General features: G+C 73.5%; 21 protein-coding genes. 14 read left to right on the top strand and 7 right to left on the bottom strand.

Annotation, left to right across the window (positions count from 1 at the left end):
* Positions 1–148: 148 nt before the first annotated feature.
* From I4Q55_RS17990 to I4Q55_RS17980, 3 genes are all read left to right on the top strand, one after another.
* On the top strand, positions 149–358 hold the full coding sequence (locus tag I4Q55_RS17990; RefSeq protein ID WP_206789127.1) for a CbtB-domain containing protein: 210 nt from the start codon (positions 149–151) through the stop codon (positions 356–358).
* A 19-nt stretch (positions 359–377) separates the two neighbouring features.
* Positions 378–1,127, top strand: coding sequence for a CbtA family protein (locus tag I4Q55_RS17985; protein ID WP_206789126.1), 750 nt, complete (start codon positions 378–380; stop codon positions 1,125–1,127).
* Positions 1,128–1,197: 70 nt separating this feature from the next.
* Positions 1,198–1,794 (top strand): DUF4190 domain-containing protein, encoded by a 597-nt coding sequence (locus I4Q55_RS17980; protein WP_206789125.1) that lies wholly within the window; start codon positions 1,198–1,200, stop codon positions 1,792–1,794.
* A gap of 151 nt (positions 1,795–1,945) precedes the next feature.
* On the opposite strand, the gene I4Q55_RS17975 is transcribed toward I4Q55_RS17980, so the two are convergent.
* Together I4Q55_RS17975 and I4Q55_RS17970 are read right to left on the bottom strand one after the other, a co-directional pair.
* Positions 1,946–3,427 carry a cobyric acid synthase gene (locus I4Q55_RS17975; protein WP_206789124.1) on the bottom strand — a complete coding sequence of 494 codons (1,482 nt, stop codon included), beginning with the start codon at positions 3,425–3,427 and terminating at the stop codon, positions 1,946–1,948.
* Positions 3,424–4,359 (bottom strand): cobalamin biosynthesis protein, encoded by a 936-nt coding sequence (locus I4Q55_RS17970; RefSeq protein WP_206789123.1) that lies wholly within the window; start codon positions 4,357–4,359, stop codon positions 3,424–3,426. Before I4Q55_RS17970 ends, I4Q55_RS17975 begins: the two co-directional genes overlap by 4 nt.
* A 35-nt stretch (positions 4,360–4,394) precedes the next feature.
* Here I4Q55_RS17970 and I4Q55_RS17965 point away from each other — a divergent pair, with 35 nt between their 5' ends.
* From I4Q55_RS17965 to I4Q55_RS17940, 6 genes are read left to right on the top strand one after another with little or no spacing between them, the layout of a single operon-like run.
* Positions 4,395–4,997: a bifunctional adenosylcobinamide kinase/adenosylcobinamide-phosphate guanylyltransferase gene (locus I4Q55_RS17965; protein ID WP_206789122.1), complete on the top strand. Its 603-nt coding sequence runs from the start codon at positions 4,395–4,397 to the stop codon at positions 4,995–4,997.
* A gap of 13 nt (positions 4,998–5,010) precedes the next feature.
* Entirely contained in the window at positions 5,011–6,024 is a 1,014-nt protein-coding gene (gene cobT, locus I4Q55_RS17960; protein WP_206789121.1) for a nicotinate-nucleotide--dimethylbenzimidazole phosphoribosyltransferase, read from the top strand.
* The gene (locus tag I4Q55_RS17955; RefSeq protein WP_242546190.1) at positions 6,021–6,764 is read left to right on the top strand and encodes an adenosylcobinamide-GDP ribazoletransferase; all 744 of its coding nucleotides are present in this window, start codon (positions 6,021–6,023) and stop codon (positions 6,762–6,764) included. Before cobT ends, I4Q55_RS17955 begins: the two co-directional genes overlap by 4 nt.
* Positions 6,765–6,769: 5 nt before the next feature.
* A complete protein-coding gene (locus I4Q55_RS17950; RefSeq protein ID WP_307793241.1) occupies positions 6,770–7,288 on the top strand; it encodes a SigE family RNA polymerase sigma factor in 519 nt (172 codons plus the stop codon).
* Complete coding sequence (locus I4Q55_RS17945; RefSeq protein WP_206789119.1) at positions 7,285–7,767, top strand: hypothetical protein; 483 nt, start codon at positions 7,285–7,287, stop codon at positions 7,765–7,767. The genes I4Q55_RS17950 and I4Q55_RS17945 overlap by 4 nt, the downstream gene beginning before the upstream one ends.
* 36 nt (positions 7,768–7,803) lie before the next feature.
* Complete coding sequence (locus tag I4Q55_RS17940; protein WP_307793240.1) at positions 7,804–8,490, top strand: YafY family protein; 687 nt, start codon at positions 7,804–7,806, stop codon at positions 8,488–8,490.
* Here I4Q55_RS17940 and I4Q55_RS17935 read toward each other — a convergent pair.
* From I4Q55_RS17935 to I4Q55_RS17915, 5 genes are all read right to left on the bottom strand, one after another.
* Complete coding sequence (locus tag I4Q55_RS17935; RefSeq protein ID WP_206789115.1) at positions 8,474–8,830, bottom strand: VOC family protein; 357 nt, start codon at positions 8,828–8,830, stop codon at positions 8,474–8,476. The genes I4Q55_RS17940 and I4Q55_RS17935 overlap by 17 nt on opposite strands.
* An 82-nt stretch (positions 8,831–8,912) precedes the next feature.
* A complete protein-coding gene (gene cobC / locus I4Q55_RS17930) occupies positions 8,913–9,929 on the bottom strand; it encodes an Rv2231c family pyridoxal phosphate-dependent protein CobC (RefSeq protein ID WP_206789113.1) in 1,017 nt (338 codons plus the stop codon).
* The gene (locus I4Q55_RS17925; protein ID WP_206789111.1) at positions 9,922–11,253 is read right to left on the bottom strand and encodes a cobyrinate a,c-diamide synthase; all 1,332 of its coding nucleotides are present in this window, start codon (positions 11,251–11,253) and stop codon (positions 9,922–9,924) included. The genes cobC and I4Q55_RS17925 overlap by 8 nt, the downstream gene beginning before the upstream one ends.
* Positions 11,247–11,861: a cob(I)yrinic acid a,c-diamide adenosyltransferase gene (gene cobO / locus I4Q55_RS17920; RefSeq protein ID WP_206789110.1), complete on the bottom strand. Its 615-nt coding sequence runs from the start codon at positions 11,859–11,861 to the stop codon at positions 11,247–11,249. Before cobO ends, I4Q55_RS17925 begins: the two co-directional genes overlap by 7 nt.
* Positions 11,861–13,813 (bottom strand): putative cobaltochelatase, encoded by a 1,953-nt coding sequence (locus I4Q55_RS17915; RefSeq protein ID WP_206789109.1) that lies wholly within the window; start codon positions 13,811–13,813, stop codon positions 11,861–11,863. The genes cobO and I4Q55_RS17915 overlap by 1 nt, the downstream gene beginning before the upstream one ends.
* A gap of 67 nt (positions 13,814–13,880) precedes the next feature.
* Here I4Q55_RS17915 and cbiE point away from each other — a divergent pair, with 67 nt between their 5' ends.
* The 5 genes from cbiE to bluB are packed head-to-tail and all read left to right on the top strand — an operon-like array spanning position 13,881 to position 18,199.
* A complete protein-coding gene (gene cbiE, locus I4Q55_RS17910) occupies positions 13,881–15,056 on the top strand; it encodes a precorrin-6y C5,15-methyltransferase (decarboxylating) subunit CbiE (protein ID WP_206789108.1) in 1,176 nt (391 codons plus the stop codon).
* The gene (cobM, locus tag I4Q55_RS17905; RefSeq protein WP_206789107.1) at positions 15,053–15,814 is read left to right on the top strand and encodes a precorrin-4 C(11)-methyltransferase; all 762 of its coding nucleotides are present in this window, start codon (positions 15,053–15,055) and stop codon (positions 15,812–15,814) included. The genes cbiE and cobM overlap by 4 nt, the downstream gene beginning before the upstream one ends.
* Positions 15,811–16,827, top strand: a complete 1,017-nt coding sequence (locus I4Q55_RS17900; protein ID WP_206789106.1) for a Gfo/Idh/MocA family protein — start codon at positions 15,811–15,813, stop codon at positions 16,825–16,827. The genes cobM and I4Q55_RS17900 overlap by 4 nt, the downstream gene beginning before the upstream one ends.
* The gene (locus tag I4Q55_RS17895; RefSeq protein ID WP_206789105.1) at positions 16,824–17,543 is read left to right on the top strand and encodes a cobalt-precorrin-6A reductase; all 720 of its coding nucleotides are present in this window, start codon (positions 16,824–16,826) and stop codon (positions 17,541–17,543) included. Before I4Q55_RS17900 ends, I4Q55_RS17895 begins: the two co-directional genes overlap by 4 nt.
* Positions 17,540–18,199, top strand: coding sequence for a 5,6-dimethylbenzimidazole synthase (gene bluB, locus I4Q55_RS17890; RefSeq protein WP_206789104.1), 660 nt, complete (start codon positions 17,540–17,542; stop codon positions 18,197–18,199). Before I4Q55_RS17895 ends, bluB begins: the two co-directional genes overlap by 4 nt.
* Positions 18,200–18,213 lie beyond the last annotated feature (14 nt).

Raw genomic sequence — 18,213 nt, 5'->3', positions numbered from 1 at the left:
ACCTACGCTCAACCGGCCAGACGACGGATTCCGGAACGCGGTGCAAGTCCGCGCGGTCGCGCCACTGTGACTCCCGCCAGGGGGAAGCCAGACCCGGACCGTCGTGCTCGACCCCGATGAGGCCGCGAAAGCCCGAGGAGGCCACGCCATGACCCAGACGGCAGCTCCCGCCGTTCCGCTCCCGATCCGCATCCCGATCCGTGAGATCGTGCCGTGGGCAGGGTTCGTGGTGCTCCTCGCCCTGATCGCGCTGTACTTCGTGAGCGCCGAGCAGGGCGCCACGGCGGTGTTCGCGAACATGTACGTCCACGAGTTCGTGCACGACGGCCGGCACCTGCTGGCCTTCCCCTGCCACTGATCGGCGGGCACGCACTCCCATGATGAAGACCTTGCTGGTCCGCGGCATGCTCGCGGGCCTGATCGCCGGCGTGCTCGCGTTCGGGTTCGCCTACGCCTTCGGTGAGCCGTCGGTGAACGCCGCCATCGGGCTCGAGGAGTCCGGCGGCGGCCACGCGCACTCGCACGACGCCTCGGCTCCCGCTCCTTCGGAGGAGGAAGAGCTCGTCCCCCGCGACATCCAGAGCACGCTCGGCCTGCTGACCGGTGTGCTCGTCTACGGCGTCGCGATCGGCGGCCTGCTCTCGCTGGCCTTCGCGTTCGCCCAGGGACGGCTCGGCTCGCTGCGCCCGCGGGTGACGGCGCTGCTGCTGACGGCGGGCGCGTTCACCGTGGTCTTCCTGGTGCCGTTCCTGAAGTACCCGGCCAACCCGCCCGCGGTGGGCCAGCCGGGCACGATCGGTTCCCGGACCGAGCTGTACTTCGGCTTCGTCGCGGTTTCGCTGCTCGTCGGCATCTTCGCGACGGTGTTCGGCCGCAAGCTCGCGGACCGCCTCGGCGCGTGGAACGGCTTCCTGCTGGCCGCGGCGGGCTACCTCGTCGTGATCGGCGTGGTGGCCTGGCTGATGCCGGTGGTCGACGAGGTCCCGGCGACGTTCCCGGCCGCGACACTGTGGAGCTTCCGGACGGCATCGGTCGGCACCCAGGTGACGCTGTGGCTGGCGCTGGGCCTGGCGTTCGGCGCGTTCGCGGAGAAGACGCTGACCCGCCGCACCGCGGTCGCGGCCTGACCGAATCGTTAAGCGGCGGTCCCGTTCGTCCCTTTAGGCTCTTCTCCAGGGGAGTCTCGAGGGGGAATTCATGAACGAAGACGTGCCCGCCAAGCGGGACGGGTTCGCGGTCGCGTCCTTGATCACCGGAGTGCTGGGGTTCTTCGGGGTCACGGCGGTGCTGGGGGTGGGCTTCGGCATCGCCGCGCTGGTCCGGATCAACCGGACCGGCGGACGCGGCCGCGGGCTGGCCATCGGCGGAATCGCGGCGAGCGCGGTCTGGGCGGTCGCCCTGCCGGTCGCGGTGTTCCTGGTGGTGGCCAACCTGCTCAGCGCCTCGAACGCACCGATAGCGGCCCTGGAGATCGACAACTGCTACAACAAGGCCCGCCCCGGCCACGACGCGGTCCGCGTAACCTGCGCGGGCGAGCACGACGGCCTGGTGCTCGACGCGTTCACGATGGCCGGCCCGAACACGCCGTACCCGGGCGAGAAAGAAGCGGCGGCCGCGGTGGAACGCAGCTGCCAGGATCGCCTGGACACGTTGTTCCACGGCGCGGACGCGCTGGAGCTGCCCCCGGAGGTGGTCGTGGTCGGCTACGCCCCGGACGAGAAGGCCTGGGCGGAGGGGAAGCGGAACGGCACGTGTGGGATGCAGCGCCGGAGCGGCCGGATCGCCGGGTCCTGACAAGGGCGACGCGCACCGGGCGGCCGCGTTCTCGGCACTGGTGAGGCACGCCGGACGGCCGCGCTCCCGCCACTGGTGAGACACGCCGGGCGGCAGCCCTTCCACCGCCGCTGCCTTGCCCTCCGGCGCTGGGCGACAACCGGCCCCTCTGCTAGGGCGCGCCAGGCGGGACGAACGGCAGGGCCCGGGGCGCCCCGCTGTCCAGCAGCGTCCGTAGCATCGCCGTGTCCAGGTGCTCGTCGATCGCGTCCGCCAGCTTCCCCAGCATTTGCTCGCGGAGGTCGGCGAAGCCGGGGGCGTCCGGTGCCGGGGCCCACGTCGCTCTCGCCTGTGCTGCCGCCTTGGTCAGCCAGGCGCGGCGGAACCCGTCGTTCTCGAAGGCGCCGTGCCACATCGTGCCCCAGACCGCGCCGGCACGCAGGCCGTCCAGAAAGGACTCCGCCGGTGCCGTGGTGGCCACCGAGCCGTGGTGGATCTCGTAGGCGTCCACCCGGTTTCCGCGCCACGTTCCCGTGGGCCGGGCGAGGACCTTCTCCGCGGCGAAAGTCACCCGCGCCGGCAGCAGACCCAGGCCCGCCACCTCGCCCGCGCCGGATTCGAAGTCGTCCACAATGGACTCCGCCAGCATCTGGTAGCCGCCGCAGATGCCGAGGACCGGGCGGCCCGCGACGGCCCGCGCCGTCACCGCCGTGTCGAGACCTCGGTCGCGCAGCCAGGCCAGGTCGGCCACCGTGGCACGCGACCCGGGCAGCACCACGACGTCCGCCGCCGCGACGACGTCGGGGTCGGCCGTGAGCGTCACCGTGACCCCGGGTTCGGCGGCCAGCGCGTCGACGTCGGTGGCGTTGGACGCGCGCGGGAACCGGACGACCGCCACGCCGAGTCCTCCACCGGGCGCTTCCCGGCGCCAGCCCGCCACCGCGAGGGCGTCCTCCGAGTCGATCCACACCCGGTCCAGCCACGGCAGCACGCCCAGCACCGGCCGGCCGGTGACCTTCTCGAGGCTGTCGAGACCGGGTCGCAGCAACCCGACGTCGCCACGGAACTTGTTGACCACCCAGCCCGCGACGAGGGCCTGGTCCTCGGCCGAAAGCAGCGCGAGGGTGCCGAACATCGCGGCCAGCACGCCGCCGCGGTCGATGTCGCCGACGACCAGCACCGGCAGCCCGAACCGCCGCGCGAGCCCCATGTTGACGTAGTCGCCGCCGCGCAGGTTGATCTCCGCCGGGCTCCCGGCGCCTTCGCAGACGACGACGTCGTAGCGCGAGCTGAGGTCTTCGAACGCCCCGAAGGCGATCTCGGCCAGCCCGGCCCGGCCGGTGGCGTACTCGCCCGCTTCGAGCGTGCCGAACGGTTTGCCGAGCGCGACGACGTGGCTGCGCCGGTCGCTGCCCGGCTTGAGCAGCACCGGGTTCATCGCCGCTTCGGGTTCGACGCCGGCGGCCCGCGCCTGCACCCACTGGGCGCGGCCGATCTCGGCACCGTCGGCGCAGACCATGGAGTTGTTGGACATGTTCTGCGCCTTGAACGGCGCCACCCGCACGCCCCGCCGCGCAAGCCACCGGCAAATCCCGGCGGTGACCAGGCTTTTCCCGGCATCGGACGTCGTCCCGGCGACGAGCAGGCCGCTCATCGGCGGTTGTCCACGGCCGTGAGGGCGGCGATGGCCACCGCGGCCGCTCCCACGCGGCGGGACAAGCGCACCGCTCGCCGGAGGTCCACCGGCTCCGGGGCCCGGCCTTCGCCCAGGCTCGCTCGGCTCTCGACCTCGCCGCCGTAGCTGTTCGTGCCGCCGAGCCGGATGTCCAGCGCGCCCGCGAAGGCCGCCTCCACCTGGCCCGCGTTGGGGCTCGGGTGCCGGCTGCCGTCGCGGCGCCACGTCCGCCACGACTCCCGCGCCCGGCCGCCCGCGCACAACGCGGTGAGCGCCGCGCCGATCCGCGACGGCACGAGGTTGACGACGTCGTCGGCCCGGGCCGCGGCCCAGCCGAAGCGGCGGTAGCGGGGTGAGCGGTAGCCGACCATGGCGTCCAGCGTATTCAGCGCGCGGTAGCCGAGGAGGCCCGGCATCCCGGCAACGGCGCCCCAGAACAGCGGCGCGACCACGGCGTCCGACGTGTTCTCGGCAATCGACTCGGTGGCCGCGCGGGTCAGCTCGGCGGAGTCGAGCGTCGTCGCGTCGCGCGCGCAGAGGTGCGAGAGCCTCTGACGCGCTTCGGGCACTTCGCCCGCTTCGAGCAGCCGGGCCATTTCGGCCCCTTCGGCGGCGAGCCCGCGGCCGCCGAGCACGACCCACGTGGACGCGGCAGTGAGGACGAAGCGCGCGAAGGGACGCCGCCGCGTCGCCGTCTGAAGCGCGACGCCGAGGCCGACGGCGGCGGAGGTGCACAGCGCTGCGTACGCGGCTCCGCGCGGCTTCGAATCGGCCCACAGACGGTGTTCCACACGAGTCGCGGCGGCACCGAACAGGGCGACCGGATGGCCCGTTCGGGGGTCACCGAACAGAGCGTCGGCGACGTATCCGGTCACGAGTCCGGCCGCGGTTGTCCCTAGACGGAGTGGCACGTGGCGCACGGTAGCGCGTGCACCAGAATGCCGGTATGACGAAGCTGACGCACCGGCTCGCCGGGTACCTGGAAACCCTGGCTCGCGCCCTCCGCCGGTACGGGCGCGACGAAGGCAAGGTGCTGGTCCTCGGCGGCGTCCGCTCGGGGAAGTCACGGCACGCCGAGCGGCTCGTCGCCCACCACCCGCACCTCGTCTACGTCGCGCCCGGCCTGCCCGCGGGCGAAGACGACCCCGAATGGGCCGCGCGGGTGGCCGCGCACCAGGCGCGGCGGCCGGCGAACTGGAAGACCGTCGAGACGACCGACCTGGCCGGGATCCTGCGCACGGCGACCGAGCCGCTGCTGATCGACTGCCTCGGCACCTGGCTGTCCCGCGTGCTGGACGACGTCGGCGCGTGGCGGCAGAAGCCGGGCTGGGAGCACCGCCTGGACGACCGGCTCGAGGACTTCCTCGCCGCGTGGGCCGCGACGCGGGTGCCGGTGGTCGCGGTCAGCAACGAGGTCGGCAGCGGTGTGGTGCCCGCAACGTCGTCCGGACGGCTGTTCCGTGATGTGCTGGGCGCACTCAACAACCGGGTGTCCGCCGACGCCGACCGGGTCGTGCTGGTCGTCGCGGGCCGGGCGCTCGACCTGTAGCCAGGAGGCGCCCGTGTTCGACGTACCCGTGCCCGACCCCGCCGCCCGCGCGGCCGCGCTGGACCGGCTCGACGGACTGGTCAAGCCGCTCGGCGCGCTCGGCAGGCTCGAGGAAATCGCCGCGTGGCTGGCCGCCGCGCACGGCACCGTGCCACCGCGCCCGCTCGACGACGTCCGCGTGGTCGTCTTCGCGGGCGACCACGGCGTGTCCGCGCTCTCGGCGTACCCCCGCGAGGTGACGGCGGCGATGGTGCGGGTGTTCCTGGCCGGGAAGAGCGGCGTGAACGTGCTCGCCGCCCAGGTCGGGGCGCGCGTGCGGGTCGCGGACATCGCCGTCGACTGGGACGGCGCGGACGTGCCCGCGTCGGTGACGGCGCACAAGATCCGCCGCGGTTCGGGCTCGATCGACGTCGAAGACGCGCTCCTGCCGGGCGAAGCGCGGTCGGCGTTCGAAGCGGGCCGGGCTCTCGCCCTGGAGGAGCGCGACGCGGACGTCCTGATCCCGGGCGACATGGGCATCGGCAACACGGCGGTGTGCGCGGCACTGGTGGCGGCCTCGCTGGGCCTCCCGGCGGCCGAGGTGGTCGGCACGGGAACCGGAGTCGACGCGGCCGGCCTGGAGCGCAAGACGGCGGCGGTCGCGGCGGCGTTGACGCGGGCGGCGGGCCGCACGGAGGACCCGTTCGAGCGGCTGACGGCGCTGGGCAGCGCGTGCCTCGCCGCCACGGCGGGCTTCCTGGTCCAGGCGGCGGTGCTCGGGATCCCGGTGGTGCTGGACGGAGTCTTCTCCGGCGCGGCGGCGTTGGTGGCGCGGGACATCGCCCCGGGCGCGGAGCAGTGGTGGCTGGCCGGCCACCGTTCGACGGAACCTTCGCAGGCGTTCGCGTTGAAGGCGCTGGGCTTGGAGCCGATCCTCGACTTCGGGCTGCGGCTCGGCGAGGGCAGCGGAGCGGTCCAGGCGGTGCCGACGCTGCGCGCGGCGCGGGCGATCCTGGCCGACATGGGCTTGCTGGCCGACCTGGCATGACCCGCTGGGTCGATGCCGCGCGGATGGCCGCCGGGACGCTGACCACCGTGCCGGTGCCGGCGCCGCGCGTCATCGATCGGCAGGTGGCCGCGCGGGCCATGCTGCTCGCTCCCCTCGCCGCGATTCCCCTGGCCGCCGTGGCCGGGGGGATCGTCTGGGCCGGTTCCGCCGTCGGGCTGTCCTCGCTCGCCACTGCCGCGCTCGCCCTCGGGGCCGTGGCGCTCGGCAGCCGTGGGCTGCACCTCGACGGGCTCGCCGACACCGCCGACGGCCTCGGGGCCTCCTACGACCGCGCCAAGGCCCTCGACGTCATGCGCCGCGGGGACTCCGGTCCCACCGGGGTCGCGACCCTCGTCTTGGTCCTCCTCGTCCAGGTCGGTGCGCTGACCGCGGCCACCCCGGCCACGGCGGCCGCGGGCGTGCTCATCGGCCGGTGCACGTTGTCGATGGCTTGTGCGCGGGGTGTTCCGTCGGCGCGCGCCGACGGGCTCGGCGCGACCGTCGCCGGCTCGGTCCCGCGCGCCGCCGCGGTCGTCGTCGGGCTCGCCGCGGCCGGGCTCGCCGCGCTGTTGCCCGGGCTGCCCTGGTGGCGCGGGCCGCTTGCCGTCCTCCTCTCCTACGCCGTCGCCGGCGCACTCCTGTGGCGCTGCACCAAGCGGCTCGGCGGCGTCACCGGCGACGTCCTCGGTGCCGCTGTCGAAGCCGCTGTCGCAACCGCCTTTGTCGCGTTGTCAACCTAGGCCCGGTGCCCGGCGTGTACCTGGTAAAGGAGGTCACCCTGGGCACCGATACCGTCCTCGACCCGGCGGAGCTCTTCCGCACGCACCGCCCCGGCCTGGTCCGGCTCGCCGTGCTGCTGCTCGGCGACCGCGAGCTCGCCGAGGACGTCGTGCAGGACGCCTTCCTCGCCCTCTTCCGCCGCCGGCCGCTCGACGACCCGGACGGGGCAGGTGGCTACCTCCGCGTCTCGGTCGTCAACGGCGCTCGCTCCGCACACCGGCGCGCGGCACGGCGGCTGCGGCACCGCACCGGCGACCGCGACGACGCGCCACCCGCCGACACCGGCGTCCTGCTCGACGAGGAGCACCGGGAGGTGCTCGCCGCCGTGCGCCGGCTGCCCCGGCGGCAACGGGAGGTGCTCGTGCTCCGGTACTGGGCCGGCCTCTCCGAAGCCGAGATCGCCGACACGCTCGGCGTCTCGCGCGGCACCGTCAAGACCTGCGCCTCGCGCGCACTGGCCAAGCTGGAAGGAGAACTCCGATGACCGACGTCGAGGACCGCCTGCGACGCGCCTTCCACGCCCTCGCCGACACCGTGGACGTCCGGCCCGCGCCAGCACCCACGCCCCGCCGGCGGCTGGTCGCCCCGCTGGTGGCGGCGGCCGCGACCGTGCTCGTCGCGGGCGCAATCGCCGTCGTCGCCACCCGGCCCGAGGCGGGGACCGCGCCTCCGGCCACCCCGCCCCCGCCCGCCCCCTCCCTCACCCCCGTGGTCTTGCCGAACTTCGCGCTCCTGACGCACTGCGGCGTCGACGAGGCGAAGATCGGCGACCGGTTCTACGAAGCCGAGACGCCGCTGATCGGCCCGGCCCGCAGCGCCCCTCCCGGCTGGGACAACCCCTACCAGAAAGGCACGATGACGCTCACCTCACCGGCCGACGCGGTGTTCCGCGACGACCTCGGCCACGAGGTCCGGTTCCGCCTGCGACCCGGCGCGGCGGAGTTCAAGCAGCTCTGCGATTAACCGAAACTGTCGTACCCCCTCCTTACCGTGATCCACGTGAACCGAACCGATCGTCTCTACGCCATCGTCGAAGAACTGCGCGCCGTCGCGCCCCGGCCACGCAGCGCCCGCTGGCTCGCGGACCGGTTCGAGGTCAGCGTCCGCACTGTCGAACGGGACATCAGCGCCCTGCAGCAGTCCGGCACGCCGATCTACGCCGAGCCCGGCCGCACCGGCGGCTACTGCCTCGACAAGGCGCACACGATGCCGCCGGTCAACCTGACACCCGGCGAGGCCGTCGCCATGGCGCTCGCCCTGAAACACCTCGACGGCACCCCGTTCCGGGCGGAAGGGCGCTCGGCGCTGCGCAAGCTGGTCGCCGCGATGCGCCGGGAGGACGCGGACGCGGCGCAGGACCTCGCCGCCTGTGTCCACCTGCTCGGCGCCGGTCCGATCCCGCCGATGCCGCCCGTGCTCACCATCCGCCGTGTCCTGCGCATCCGGTACGCCGACCGCGAAGGCACCGTCACCCGGCGGGAGATCGAGCCGCTCGGCTACGTCGGCAAGCCCGAGCACTGGTACCTCATCGCGTGGTGCCGGCTGCGCCGGGAGATCCGGGCGTTCCGCACCGACCGCATCGCCTCCTTCACCGTGACAGCAGAGGTGCCGCCGCTTCGCCGATTGCGGCCCGAGGACCTCGACATCCCCTACGGCGACGTCCAGCAGCTCACTTTGGCGGGGTGAACACGGAGAAGTGGTTGCCCGCCGGGTCGAGCACGTGCGCGAACGTCACGCCGACCGGGTTGACGCTCGGTGGCCGCCGCACCTGCCCGCCGGCCTTCTCGACCTGGCGGCAGGTGGCCTCGACGTCCTCGACCAGCACGGTGAAGATCGCGTAGTTCTCCTGGCCGGTGAACAAGCCACCGCGTGAGCCGCCGGTGTCGATGACGCGGTAGGCGGCATCGGTGCTCGCCGACTCGTCCTGGGCGACGGTCCAGCCGAAGACCTCGCCGTAGAACTGTTCGGCGGCCGCCGGATCGTCGGTGCCGATCTCGAACCAGGCCACGTCGTTGAATCGGGGCATGTCGTTCCTCTCACTGCCACGCCGGGTGGTTCCCGGTCGACGTCCACTCTCGGTGTCGGCAGCGACAACCCCCTGTCGGTGTTTACGAAACTTCCCGAAAAGCAGCGAGGAAGGCATCGGTGGTCGCGCGGTCGCGGACCGCCAGCCGCAGGTGGTCCGGTCCGAGGCCGGGAAAGGTGTCCCCACGCCGCACGGCATAGCCGGCTTCGCGCAGCCGCGCGCGCAGGGACTCACCATCGGGAACGCGCACCAGCACGAAGGGCCCGCGCGGCTCGCCCAGCACCGGCACACCCGCCGCCGCCAGGCCCGACACCAGGTACTCCCGGTCCGCTTCCGCGGCCACCGCCAGCTTCTCCGCCTCCTCCAAAGCGGACGGACGGCAGCACGCCACCGTCGCCACCCCGGCCAGCGTGGACACCGACCACGGCACCTGCACGGCCCGCAGCCGCTCGACGACGTCCGCCGGACCGAGCACGTACCCCGCCCGCAGCCCGGCCAGGCCCCACGTCTTCGTCAGGCTGCGCAGCACGACGACACCCGGGTGGCCGGCCGCCAGGCTCTCGACCTCGCCGGGCACCGCGTCCAGGAACGCCTCGTCCACCACGAGCACCCGGCCGGGGCGGGCCAGGGAAAGCAACGCCGGCGCGGGGTGCAGGACCGACGTCGGATTGGTCGGATTGCCGACGAACACCAGGTCGGCGTCGGCCGGGACCAATGCCGGATCGAGGACGAACCCGGCCGTCTCGGACAGGATCACCCGCGAGACCGCTTGTCCCGCGGCGCGCAGCGCGGCCTCCGGCTCGGTGAACTGCGGGTGCACGACCACGGCGTGCCGGGGCCGGAAAGCCGAGGCCAGCAGCGTGAAAGCCTCGGCGGCACCGGCCGTGACCAGGACTTCCGAGGACGCCCGGCCGTGGCGCGCGGCCACCGCCCGCACGGCATCCACAGTGGACGGATAGGCGGCCAGCGAGTCCACCGCGGACGCCAGTTCGTCCCGCAGCCAAGCGGGCGGTCGCGGCAACCGGACGTTCACGGCGAGGTCGACCAGCCCCGGCCCGACCTCGCGATCGCCGTGGTGGTGCAGGTCGTAGTCACGCATGGGCACGGACCCGCGCCGCGAACCGCTGAGCCAGCTCCGGATACCCCGCCCAGTGGACGTGCAGGTAGGACGCGTGCAGCGTCGGCGTCGCGAAGCCGTCCAGCTGCCGATCCCAGCCCCAAGCCGCCGAGGCGCCGTGCGACGGCGTCACCTCGGTGCGGTGGAACTCGTGCCCGGTCACCCGCTGCCCGGCCGTCGCCAGCAGGTTGTCCTCGACGGCGACCGCGCGCCGGTAGCCGAGCTTGCCGCGGGCGGTCATCTTGGCGTCCGCGGGCACCGCGCCGACCATGGGCACGCCGTCCAGCGACTGGCACAGGTACAGCAGCCCCGCGCACTCGGCGCTCACCGGCATCCCACCCTGGATGGCCGAAGCGACCGCCGACCGCAACGCCGTGTTCGCCGACAGTTCTGCCGCGTGCACCTCCGGGAACCCGCCGCCGAAGTACAGGCCGGCGCACCCGTCGGGCAACGCCTGGTCCCGCAACGGATCGACGTCCACCACCGAAACCCCGCACGCGGCCAGCAGTTCGATGTTCTCCGTGTACCGGAAGGTGAACGCCGGCCCGCCGGCAGCCGCGATCGTCACCGGCGGACCGTCCACACCGGACGGTTCCCACGGCGGCGAAGAAAGCCGCGGCGCCTCGGAAGCAATCCGGACGATCGCTTCCAGGTCGACGCCGTCGCGCACCCACGCGGCCAGCGCGGGCAGCACGTTCCGCGCCTCCGCCGCCCGTTCCGCGGCCGGGACGAGCCCGAGGTGACGGCTCGGCGCGTGGATCTCCTCGTTGCGGTACAACGCTCCCAGCAGCGGGACGCCGGTGGCCTCCAGCGCGGACGCGATCTCGTCGAGGTGCCGCCGCGAGCCCAGCTTGTTGAGGATGACGCCGGCGAGCCGCACGCGGTTGTCGTAGTGCGCGAAGCCGAGCACGGTCGCGGCGACGCTGCGGGAGGCGGCCGAGGCGTCGACGACCAGTACGACCGGCGCGTCCAGGAGCCGGGCCACGTGCGCGGTCGACGCGTAGCCCTCGGTGCCCAGTGCCCCGTCGAACAGGCCCATCACGCCTTCGATGACGGCGATGTCGGCGCCGTGGGACCCGTGCCGCAGCAACGGGATCAGCTGTTCCTCGCCCTGCAGGAAGGGGTCGAGGTTGCGCGCGGGGCGTCCGGTGGCGAGGGCGTGGTAGGACGGATCGATGAAGTCCGGCCCGACCTTGTGCCCGGACACCCGGTGCCCGGCCGCGCGCAGCGCCGCCATCAGCCCGGCGGCGATCGTGGTCTTGCCGTGCCCGGAACCGGGCGCGGCGACGACCACCCGCGCTACCACTCGATCCCCCGCTGGCCCTTCTGCCCGGCGTCCATCGGGTGCTTGACCTTGGTCATCTCGGCGACCAGGTCGGCGGCCTCGACGAGCTCCGGCGGCGCGTACCGGCCGGTGATGACGACGTGCTGGTGCCCGGGTCGCGAGACCAGCGTGGACACGACGTCGTCGACGTCGAGCCAGCCCCACTTGAGCAGGTAGGAGAACTCGTCGAGGACGTAGAAATCGTGCGTCTCCGCGGCGAGCCGGCGCTTGATCTCCGCCCAGCCCTCACGCGCGTTTTCGGCGTGGTCCTCGTCGGTGCCGGACTTGCGCGCCCAGCTCCAGCCCTCGCCCATCTTGTGCCACTCGACCGGCCCGCCCTGGCCGGTGTCCTCGTGCAGCTTCCCGAGCGCGCGGAACGCGGCTTCCTCGCCGACGCGCCACTTCGCCGACTTGACGAACTGGAACACCCCGATCGACCAGCCCTGGTTCCAGGCGCGCAGGGCCATGCCGAACGCGGCCGTCGACTTGCCCTTCATCTCGCCGGTGTGCACGGCGAGCAGCGGCCGGTTGCGGCGCTGGCGCGTGGTCAGGCCGTCCGCCGGCACCACCGCCGGTTTTCCCTGCGGCATCAGGCAGCCCTTCCGGTCCGGGCGCGGACGGCGTCCGCCAGCGCTTCGGCGGCGACGTCGGCGAGGGGAACGTGTTCCGCGCCGAGGTGGGCGGCGAGGTCGGCGGCCAGGCCGAGCCGCATCTTGCCGCTCTCGCAGTCCATCACGATCGTCGTGACGCCGGCCAGGAGCCCGGCAGCGGCCTGGGCGCGCGCGACGGCGTCGGGGCCGCTGGTGGCCCGCCCGTCGGTGACCACGACCAGCAGCGGACGGCGCCGGGGGTCGCGGATTTCCTCGACACGCAGCACGCGCGCGGCCTCCAGGAGTCCTTCGGCCAGCGGTGTCCGGCCGCCGGTCGGCAGGCCTTCGAGGCGGGCCGCGGCCGCGTCGACGCTGATCGTCGGCGGCAACGCGAGTTCGGCCGCGTTGCCGCGGAAGGTGACGAGCCCGACCTTGTCGCGGCGCTGGTAGGCGTCGAGCAGCAGCGACAGGACGGCGGACTTGACCTCGCGCATCCGGGCCTTGGCGCCCATCGAGCCGGACGCGTCGACGCAGAAGAGGACGAGGTTGCCTTCGCGGCCTTCGCGCAGTGCGTAGCGGACGTCTTCCGGCCGCAGCTTCAGACCGGCGCCGTCTCGGCCACGGGCTTTCTGGTGCGGCGCCGCGGCTTTCACGGTGGCGACCAGGTGGGGCCGGCCTTCGCGGACACTCGCGGGCTGGACGCCGACGGTCCGTCCGCTGTCGGTGATCGCACGCGACCGGCGGCCACGCTCGCCTTCGCCCATGCCCTTGACGCGGAAGACGCGGGCCTTGAACGTCTCACCGGCGCCGACGGTCTTCTGCTGCCCGCCCGCGTTCTGCTGCGGCTGGCCTTGCGGCGCGTTTTCGCCGCCCTGCGGCGGTTCGGGAGCTTCTGACGGCGGCTCAGAGCCCGAACCAGGACCGTCGTCCTCGGGCCCCGGGTCCGGTTGAGCGTCCTGGAGCGCCTGCTCCAGCTGCTCTTCGGAGATGCCCGGCGCGTCGAACGGGTTGCGACGGCGCCGGTGCGGCAGCGCGAGCCGCGCGGCGACGCGGACGTCCTCGGTGGTCACCTCGTCGCGGCCGGCCCAGGCCGCGTGCGCGACCGCGGTGCGCGCGGTGACGATGTCCGCGCGCATGCCGTCGACCTCGAAGGAGGCGCAGATCTCGGCGATCTGGCGCAGGGCCTCGTCGGGGAGCTTGACGGCGGGCAGAAGCCGTTGCGCCGCTTCGATGTCCGCGGCGAGCTTGGCGTCTTCTTCCGCGTACTGCGCGGCGAAAGCGTCGGGATCGGCTTCGTAGGCCAAGCGGCGGCGGACGACCTCGACGCGCTGCTCCGGGTCACGGCTGGAGGCGACCTCGACGGTCAGCCCGAACCGGTCGAGCAGCTGTGGCCGCAGCTCGCCCTCTTCGGGGTTCATGGTGCCGATCAGCACGAACCGCGCCGCGTGCGAGACCGAAACGCCTTCGCGCTCGACGGTCGCGCGGCCCATCGCGGCGGCGTCCAGGAGCGTGTCGACGAGGTGGTCGTGCAGCAGGTTGACCTCGTCGACGTAGAGCAGCCCGCGGTGCGCGGCGGCGAGCAGGCCGGGCTGGAAGTCCGTGACGCCTTCGGCGAGCGCGCGTTCCAGGTGCAGGCTCCCGATGACGCGGTCTTCGGCGGCGCCGACTGGGAGTTCGACCAGCTTCGCGGGCCGTCGGTGGCTCCGCGCGCCGTCGTGCGGACCGTCCGGGCAACGCGGGTCGGGGCCCGCGGGATCGCACGAGAACCGGCAGCCGTCGACGACGTCGACACTCGGCAGCAGGCCCGCGAGCGCGCGGACCATGGTCGACTTCGCGGTGCCCTTTTCGCCGCGCACCAGCACTCCGCCGACAGCGGGTGAGATCGAGGAGAGGACCAGCGCCAGGCGCAGGTCCGGCAGCCCGACGACGGCGGTGAACGGGTACGGCTTCAACAGCGCTCCTGTGGTCGGCGACCGGCCGATCATCGCACAGCGCCCGCCTCGCTTAGGGTGGGAAATCGTGCGCGAAACATCACGTCGGCCGGCGGCTTCGGCGAACCGCCTCACCGTGGTCGGGATCGGGGCGGACGGCTGGTCCGGACTGTCGGAACAGGCGCGGGCCGCGGTGCTCGCCGCCGAGGTCGTGCTGGGGGCGCCCCGGCAACTCGGTTACCTGCCCGAAGACGTCCCGGCGCAGGCGTGGCCGACACCGTTGCTGCCGGGGCTGGACGCGGTCATCGCCGAGCACGAGGGCGCCCGGATCTGCGTCCTGGCCAGCGGAGATCCGTTTTTGTCGGGGGTGGGTGCCACACTGGTGGCCCATGGATACGAGGTCGAGGCGCTGCCCGCGCTCTCCTCGGTGACACTGGCCCGGGCACGGCTGGGCTGGTCCGCCGAGGAGACCGAGGTGGTCACCATCGTCGGCCGGTCGTCCGCCCGCGTCGCCCGGGTGCTGGCGCCGCGCCGGCGGGTGCTCGTCCTGGGTGCCGACGCGCCCGCTTTGCGCTCCCTGCTCACCGTGCGGGGTTATGGCGAGAGCGAGCTGATCGCGTTGGAGAACCTGGGCGGGCCCGACGAGCGCGTCTCCGACGGCTGGGCCGGCGATCCCGGACCGCTGACGGTGTTCGCGCTGGAGTGCGCGGGTCCGGCGTTGCCGCTGATCGGCATCCCGGACGACGTGTACGCCCACGACGGGCAGCTGACCAAGCGAGACCTCCGAGTGTCGGCGCTGGCCCGCCTCGCGCCGAGTCCCGGCGAGCTGTTGTGGGACGTCGGCGCGGGCGCGGGCAGCGTCGGCATCGAGTGGTCGCGGCTGCACGGCCTCAATCGCGCGATCGCGATCGAACGCTCGGCGGAGCGGGCCGAACGGATCGGGCGCAACGCATTGGACCTGGGAGTACCGGAATTGGAGGTGGTGACGGGAGAAGCACCGGAAGCGCTGAGCGCGCTGCCCGCGCCGGACGCGGTCTTCATCGGAGGCGGCGTGACGGCGCCGGGCGTACTGGACGCGTGCGTGGCCACGGGCGCGCGAGTGGTGGCGCACGGGGTGACGCTGGAGGCCGAGCAGGTCCTGGCACGAGCGTACGAGGAGCACGGAGGGGAGCTGCTGCGGATCGGTGTCGAGCGGGCGGCCCCGCTGGGCGGCTTCACGGGCTGGACCCCGGCGCGGGCCGTGACCCAGTGGAGCAGCCGATGACCGTGCACTTCATCGGCGCCGGCCCCGGGGCCGCCGACCTCATCACCGTGCGCGGCCGGGACCTGCTGGCCCGCTGCGGTGTCTGCCTCTACCCCGGCAGCATGACGCCGCCCGACCTGCTCACGTACTGCCCGGCCGGCGCCGAGCTGGTCGACACGGCGAACCTCAGCCTCGAGCAGATCGTCGCGAAGCTCGTCGACGCCCACCACTCCGGGCACGACGTCGCCCGGCTGTGTTCGGGCGACCCGTCGCTCTACAGCGCCGTCGCCGAGCAGATGCGGCGGCTCGACGCGGCCGGCGTGCCCTACGACGTCGTGCCGGGGGTGCCCGCCTTCGCCGCGTCGGCCGCGGTGCTGCGGCGGGAGCTCACCGTGCCCGAAATCGGGCAGAGCCTGGTGATCACCCGTGTCCAGGCGCGCTCGACCAAGATGCCGCCCGGCGAGACGCTGGCCGCGTTCGCCGCGACCGGCGCCACGCTCGCGCTGCACCTCGCCGTCAACCACGTCGAGCGGGTGGCCGGCGAGCTGACGCCGCACTACGGCGCGGACTGTCCCGTCGCCGTCGTCGCGCTCGCGAGCCAGGCCGGGGAAACCGTCGTGCGCGGGGTGCTCGGCGAGCTGCCCGCGCTGGTCCGCGCGGCCGGGATGACGCGTGCTGCCACCATCTTCGTCGGGCGGGTGCTCGCCGCCACGAACTTTCCCGACAGCTTCCTCTACTCGAGTGCCCGTGACCGGGCGAACCAACCGGAGTCGTTGTGACGGAACTGCGCTGGGGCCTGCTGGCCGCCGGGACGATCGCCGCCCACTTCGCCGCGGGCGTCGACGAAAGCGAACACGGCGTCCTCGGCGCCGTCGCGGCGCGGGACGCCGGGCGGGCGCGGGACTTCGCCTCGCGCTTCGACATCCCGAAGGCCTACGGCAGCTACGAAGAGCTCCTCGCCGATCCGGACGTCGACGCCGTGTACGTCTCGACGCCGCACTCGCTGCACAAGCAGTGGGCCATCGCCGCCGCCGAAGCCGGGAAGCACGTGCTGTGCGAGAAGCCGCTGACGATCACCGCGGCCGACGCCGAGGAGGTGATCGCCGCCGCGCGCGCGAACGACGTCTTCCTGATGGAAGGGTTCATGTACCGGCTGCACCCGCAGACGCGGCGGCTGACCGAGCTGATCTCGGCCGGTGCCATCGGCGAGGTCCGCGCGGTGGACACCACCTTCTCCTTCGCCGGCAACCCGGAGGAGACCGCCCGGCTCAGCGACCCGGCGCTCGGCGGCGGTGGGATCCTCGACGTCGGCTGCTACTGCACGTCGCTGGCCCGCTTGGTCGCGCAGGCGGCGACCGGGCAGGACGTCGTCGAGCCGTCCGAGGTCAGCGGGATGGCGCACCTGTCCGCCACCGGCGTCGACGAGTGGGCGACCGGCCTGCTGCGCCTGCCCGGGGACATCCTCGCGACGATCTCGTGCGGGATCCGGCTCACCCGGGAGGACGGCATCCGCGTCTTCGGCTCGGCGGGGCAGCTCCACGTTCCGCAGCCCGCGTGGATCCACCCGCTGCGGGGCCCCGGCGTCTCGCGGATCATCCTGACCCCGGCCGGGGGCGAGCCGGAGGTCATCGAGGTCGAAGCCACCCAGAGCGTCTTCGCCCGGGAGGCCGACCACGTCGCCGCGCACGTCGGAGACCGGCAGGCACCCGAGCTGACCTGGGCGGAAACCCTCGCCAACCTGCGTACGCTGGACCGCTGGCGCGAGGCCGTCGGCTACGGACGTTCCTCGTGATCCTCATCCTCGGCGGCACCGGCGAAGCCCGGCAGCTCGCCGAAGCCCTGGAAGCGCGCGAAGTGCGCGTTGTCTCTTCGCTGGCGGGACGTGTGGCACGGCCAAGGCTCCCCGTCGGCGAGGTACGCGTAGGTGGCTTCGGCGGCCCGGAAGGTCTCGCGCGGTACCTGCGCGAGAACCGGGTCGACGCCGTCGTGGACGCGACCCACCCCTTCGCCGAACGCATCGGCGCCAACGCGGCGGAAGCGGCCGAGCTGACGAAGACGCCCCTGCTGCGGCTCGCGCGGCCCTGCTGGCAGGCGGGGCCGCGGGACGTCTGGCACTGGGCCGACGACCTCGCCGATGCCGCGCAAAAGCTCCCCGGCCTCGGGAAACGCGTCTTCCTCACCAGCGGCCGCCAAGGCCTGCCGGCCTTCGCGCACCTCGACGACCTGTGGTTCCTCATCCGCTGCGTCGACCCGCCCGAGCCGCCGCTGCCGCGGCACCACGAACTCCTCCTCGCCCGCGGGCCGTACGAGGTCGCCGCCGAGCGGGAGCTGCTCGGGCGGGTCGACGTCCTGGTCACCAAGGACTCCGGTGGCCCGCAGACCAGCGCGAAGCTGACCGCGGCCCGTGAGCTCGGCAAGCCCGTCGTCGTCGTCCGGCGCCCGCCGCGCCCGGTGACCGAGACCGCCGAAACCGTCCCCGAAGCCGTCGAATGGGTCCTGCACCGATGATCGAAGAGTTCTACGAAGTCCTGCGCAAGCGGCGGGACGTCCGCGGCGAGTTCACCGGCGAGCCGATCCCCGAAGCCACGCTCCTGCGGATCCTCGGGGCCGCGCACGCCGCGCCGAGCGTCGGGCTCACGCAGCCGTGGGACTTCGTGCTGGTCGACGACGTCGCGACGCGGGAGAAGTTCGCGAAGCACGTCCACGACGAGCGTGAGGTCTTCGCCGGGCAGCTCGCCGAAGACCGCGCGAGCACCTTCGCGAACATCAAGATCGAGGGCATCCTCGAGGCGAGCCTCGGCATCGTCGTCACCTACGACCCCGCGCGCGGCGCGCCCGACGTGCTCGGGCGGCACGCCATCGCCGACGCCGGCCTGTACTCGGTGTGCCTCGCCATCCAGAACCTCTGGCTCGCCGCCACCGCGGAAGGCCTCGGCGTCGGGTGGGTGAGCTTCTACCGCGAGCCGTTCCTGAGCGAGCTGCTCGGCATCCCGGACGGCGTCCGGCCGGTCGCGTGGCTCTGTGCCGGGCCGGTGAGCAGGCTGGAGACCGTGCCCGACCTGGAACGCCACGGTTGGCGCAGCCGCCGTCCCCTGTCCGCGGCGATACACCACGGACGGTTCACCCCGCGTGACCCGGGGGCTGCGTCAACCGCCGACCTCTGACCCGTTAGCGTTGC

It is taken from the genome of Amycolatopsis sp. MtRt-6 (assembly GCF_017308975.1).
In the GTDB taxonomy this organism is placed as follows: Bacteria; Actinomycetota; Actinomycetes; order Mycobacteriales; family Pseudonocardiaceae; genus Amycolatopsis.
This window is presented reverse-complemented; position numbering and strand designations above follow the sequence as displayed.

Bases quoted from the DNA above. Each gene is read 5' to 3' on its own strand.
- I4Q55_RS17990 (WP_206789127.1), top strand. From the start codon at position 149: ATGACCCAGACGGCAGCTCCCGCCGTTCCGCTCCCGATCCGCATCCCG.
- I4Q55_RS17985 (WP_206789126.1), top strand. From the start codon at position 378: ATGATGAAGACCTTGCTGGTCCGCGGCATGCTCGCGGGCCTGATCGCC.
- I4Q55_RS17980 (WP_206789125.1), top strand. From the start codon at position 1,198: ATGAACGAAGACGTGCCCGCCAAGCGGGACGGGTTCGCGGTCGCGTCC.
- I4Q55_RS17975 (WP_206789124.1), bottom strand. From the start codon at position 3,427: ATGAGCGGCCTGCTCGTCGCCGGGACGACGTCCGATGCCGGGAAAAGC.
- I4Q55_RS17965 (WP_206789122.1), top strand. From the start codon at position 4,395: ATGACGAAGCTGACGCACCGGCTCGCCGGGTACCTGGAAACCCTGGCT.
- I4Q55_RS17955 (WP_242546190.1), top strand. From the start codon at position 6,021: ATGACCCGCTGGGTCGATGCCGCGCGGATGGCCGCCGGGACGCTGACC.
- I4Q55_RS17945 (WP_206789119.1), top strand. From the start codon at position 7,285: ATGACCGACGTCGAGGACCGCCTGCGACGCGCCTTCCACGCCCTCGCC.
- I4Q55_RS17935 (WP_206789115.1), bottom strand. From the start codon at position 8,830: ATGCCCCGATTCAACGACGTGGCCTGGTTCGAGATCGGCACCGACGAT.
- cobC (WP_206789113.1), bottom strand. From the start codon at position 9,929: ATGCGTGACTACGACCTGCACCACCACGGCGATCGCGAGGTCGGGCCG.
- cobO (WP_206789110.1), bottom strand. From the start codon at position 11,861: ATGCCGCAGGGAAAACCGGCGGTGGTGCCGGCGGACGGCCTGACCACG.
- cobM (WP_206789107.1), top strand. From the start codon at position 15,053: ATGACCGTGCACTTCATCGGCGCCGGCCCCGGGGCCGCCGACCTCATC.
- bluB (WP_206789104.1), top strand. From the start codon at position 17,540: ATGATCGAAGAGTTCTACGAAGTCCTGCGCAAGCGGCGGGACGTCCGC.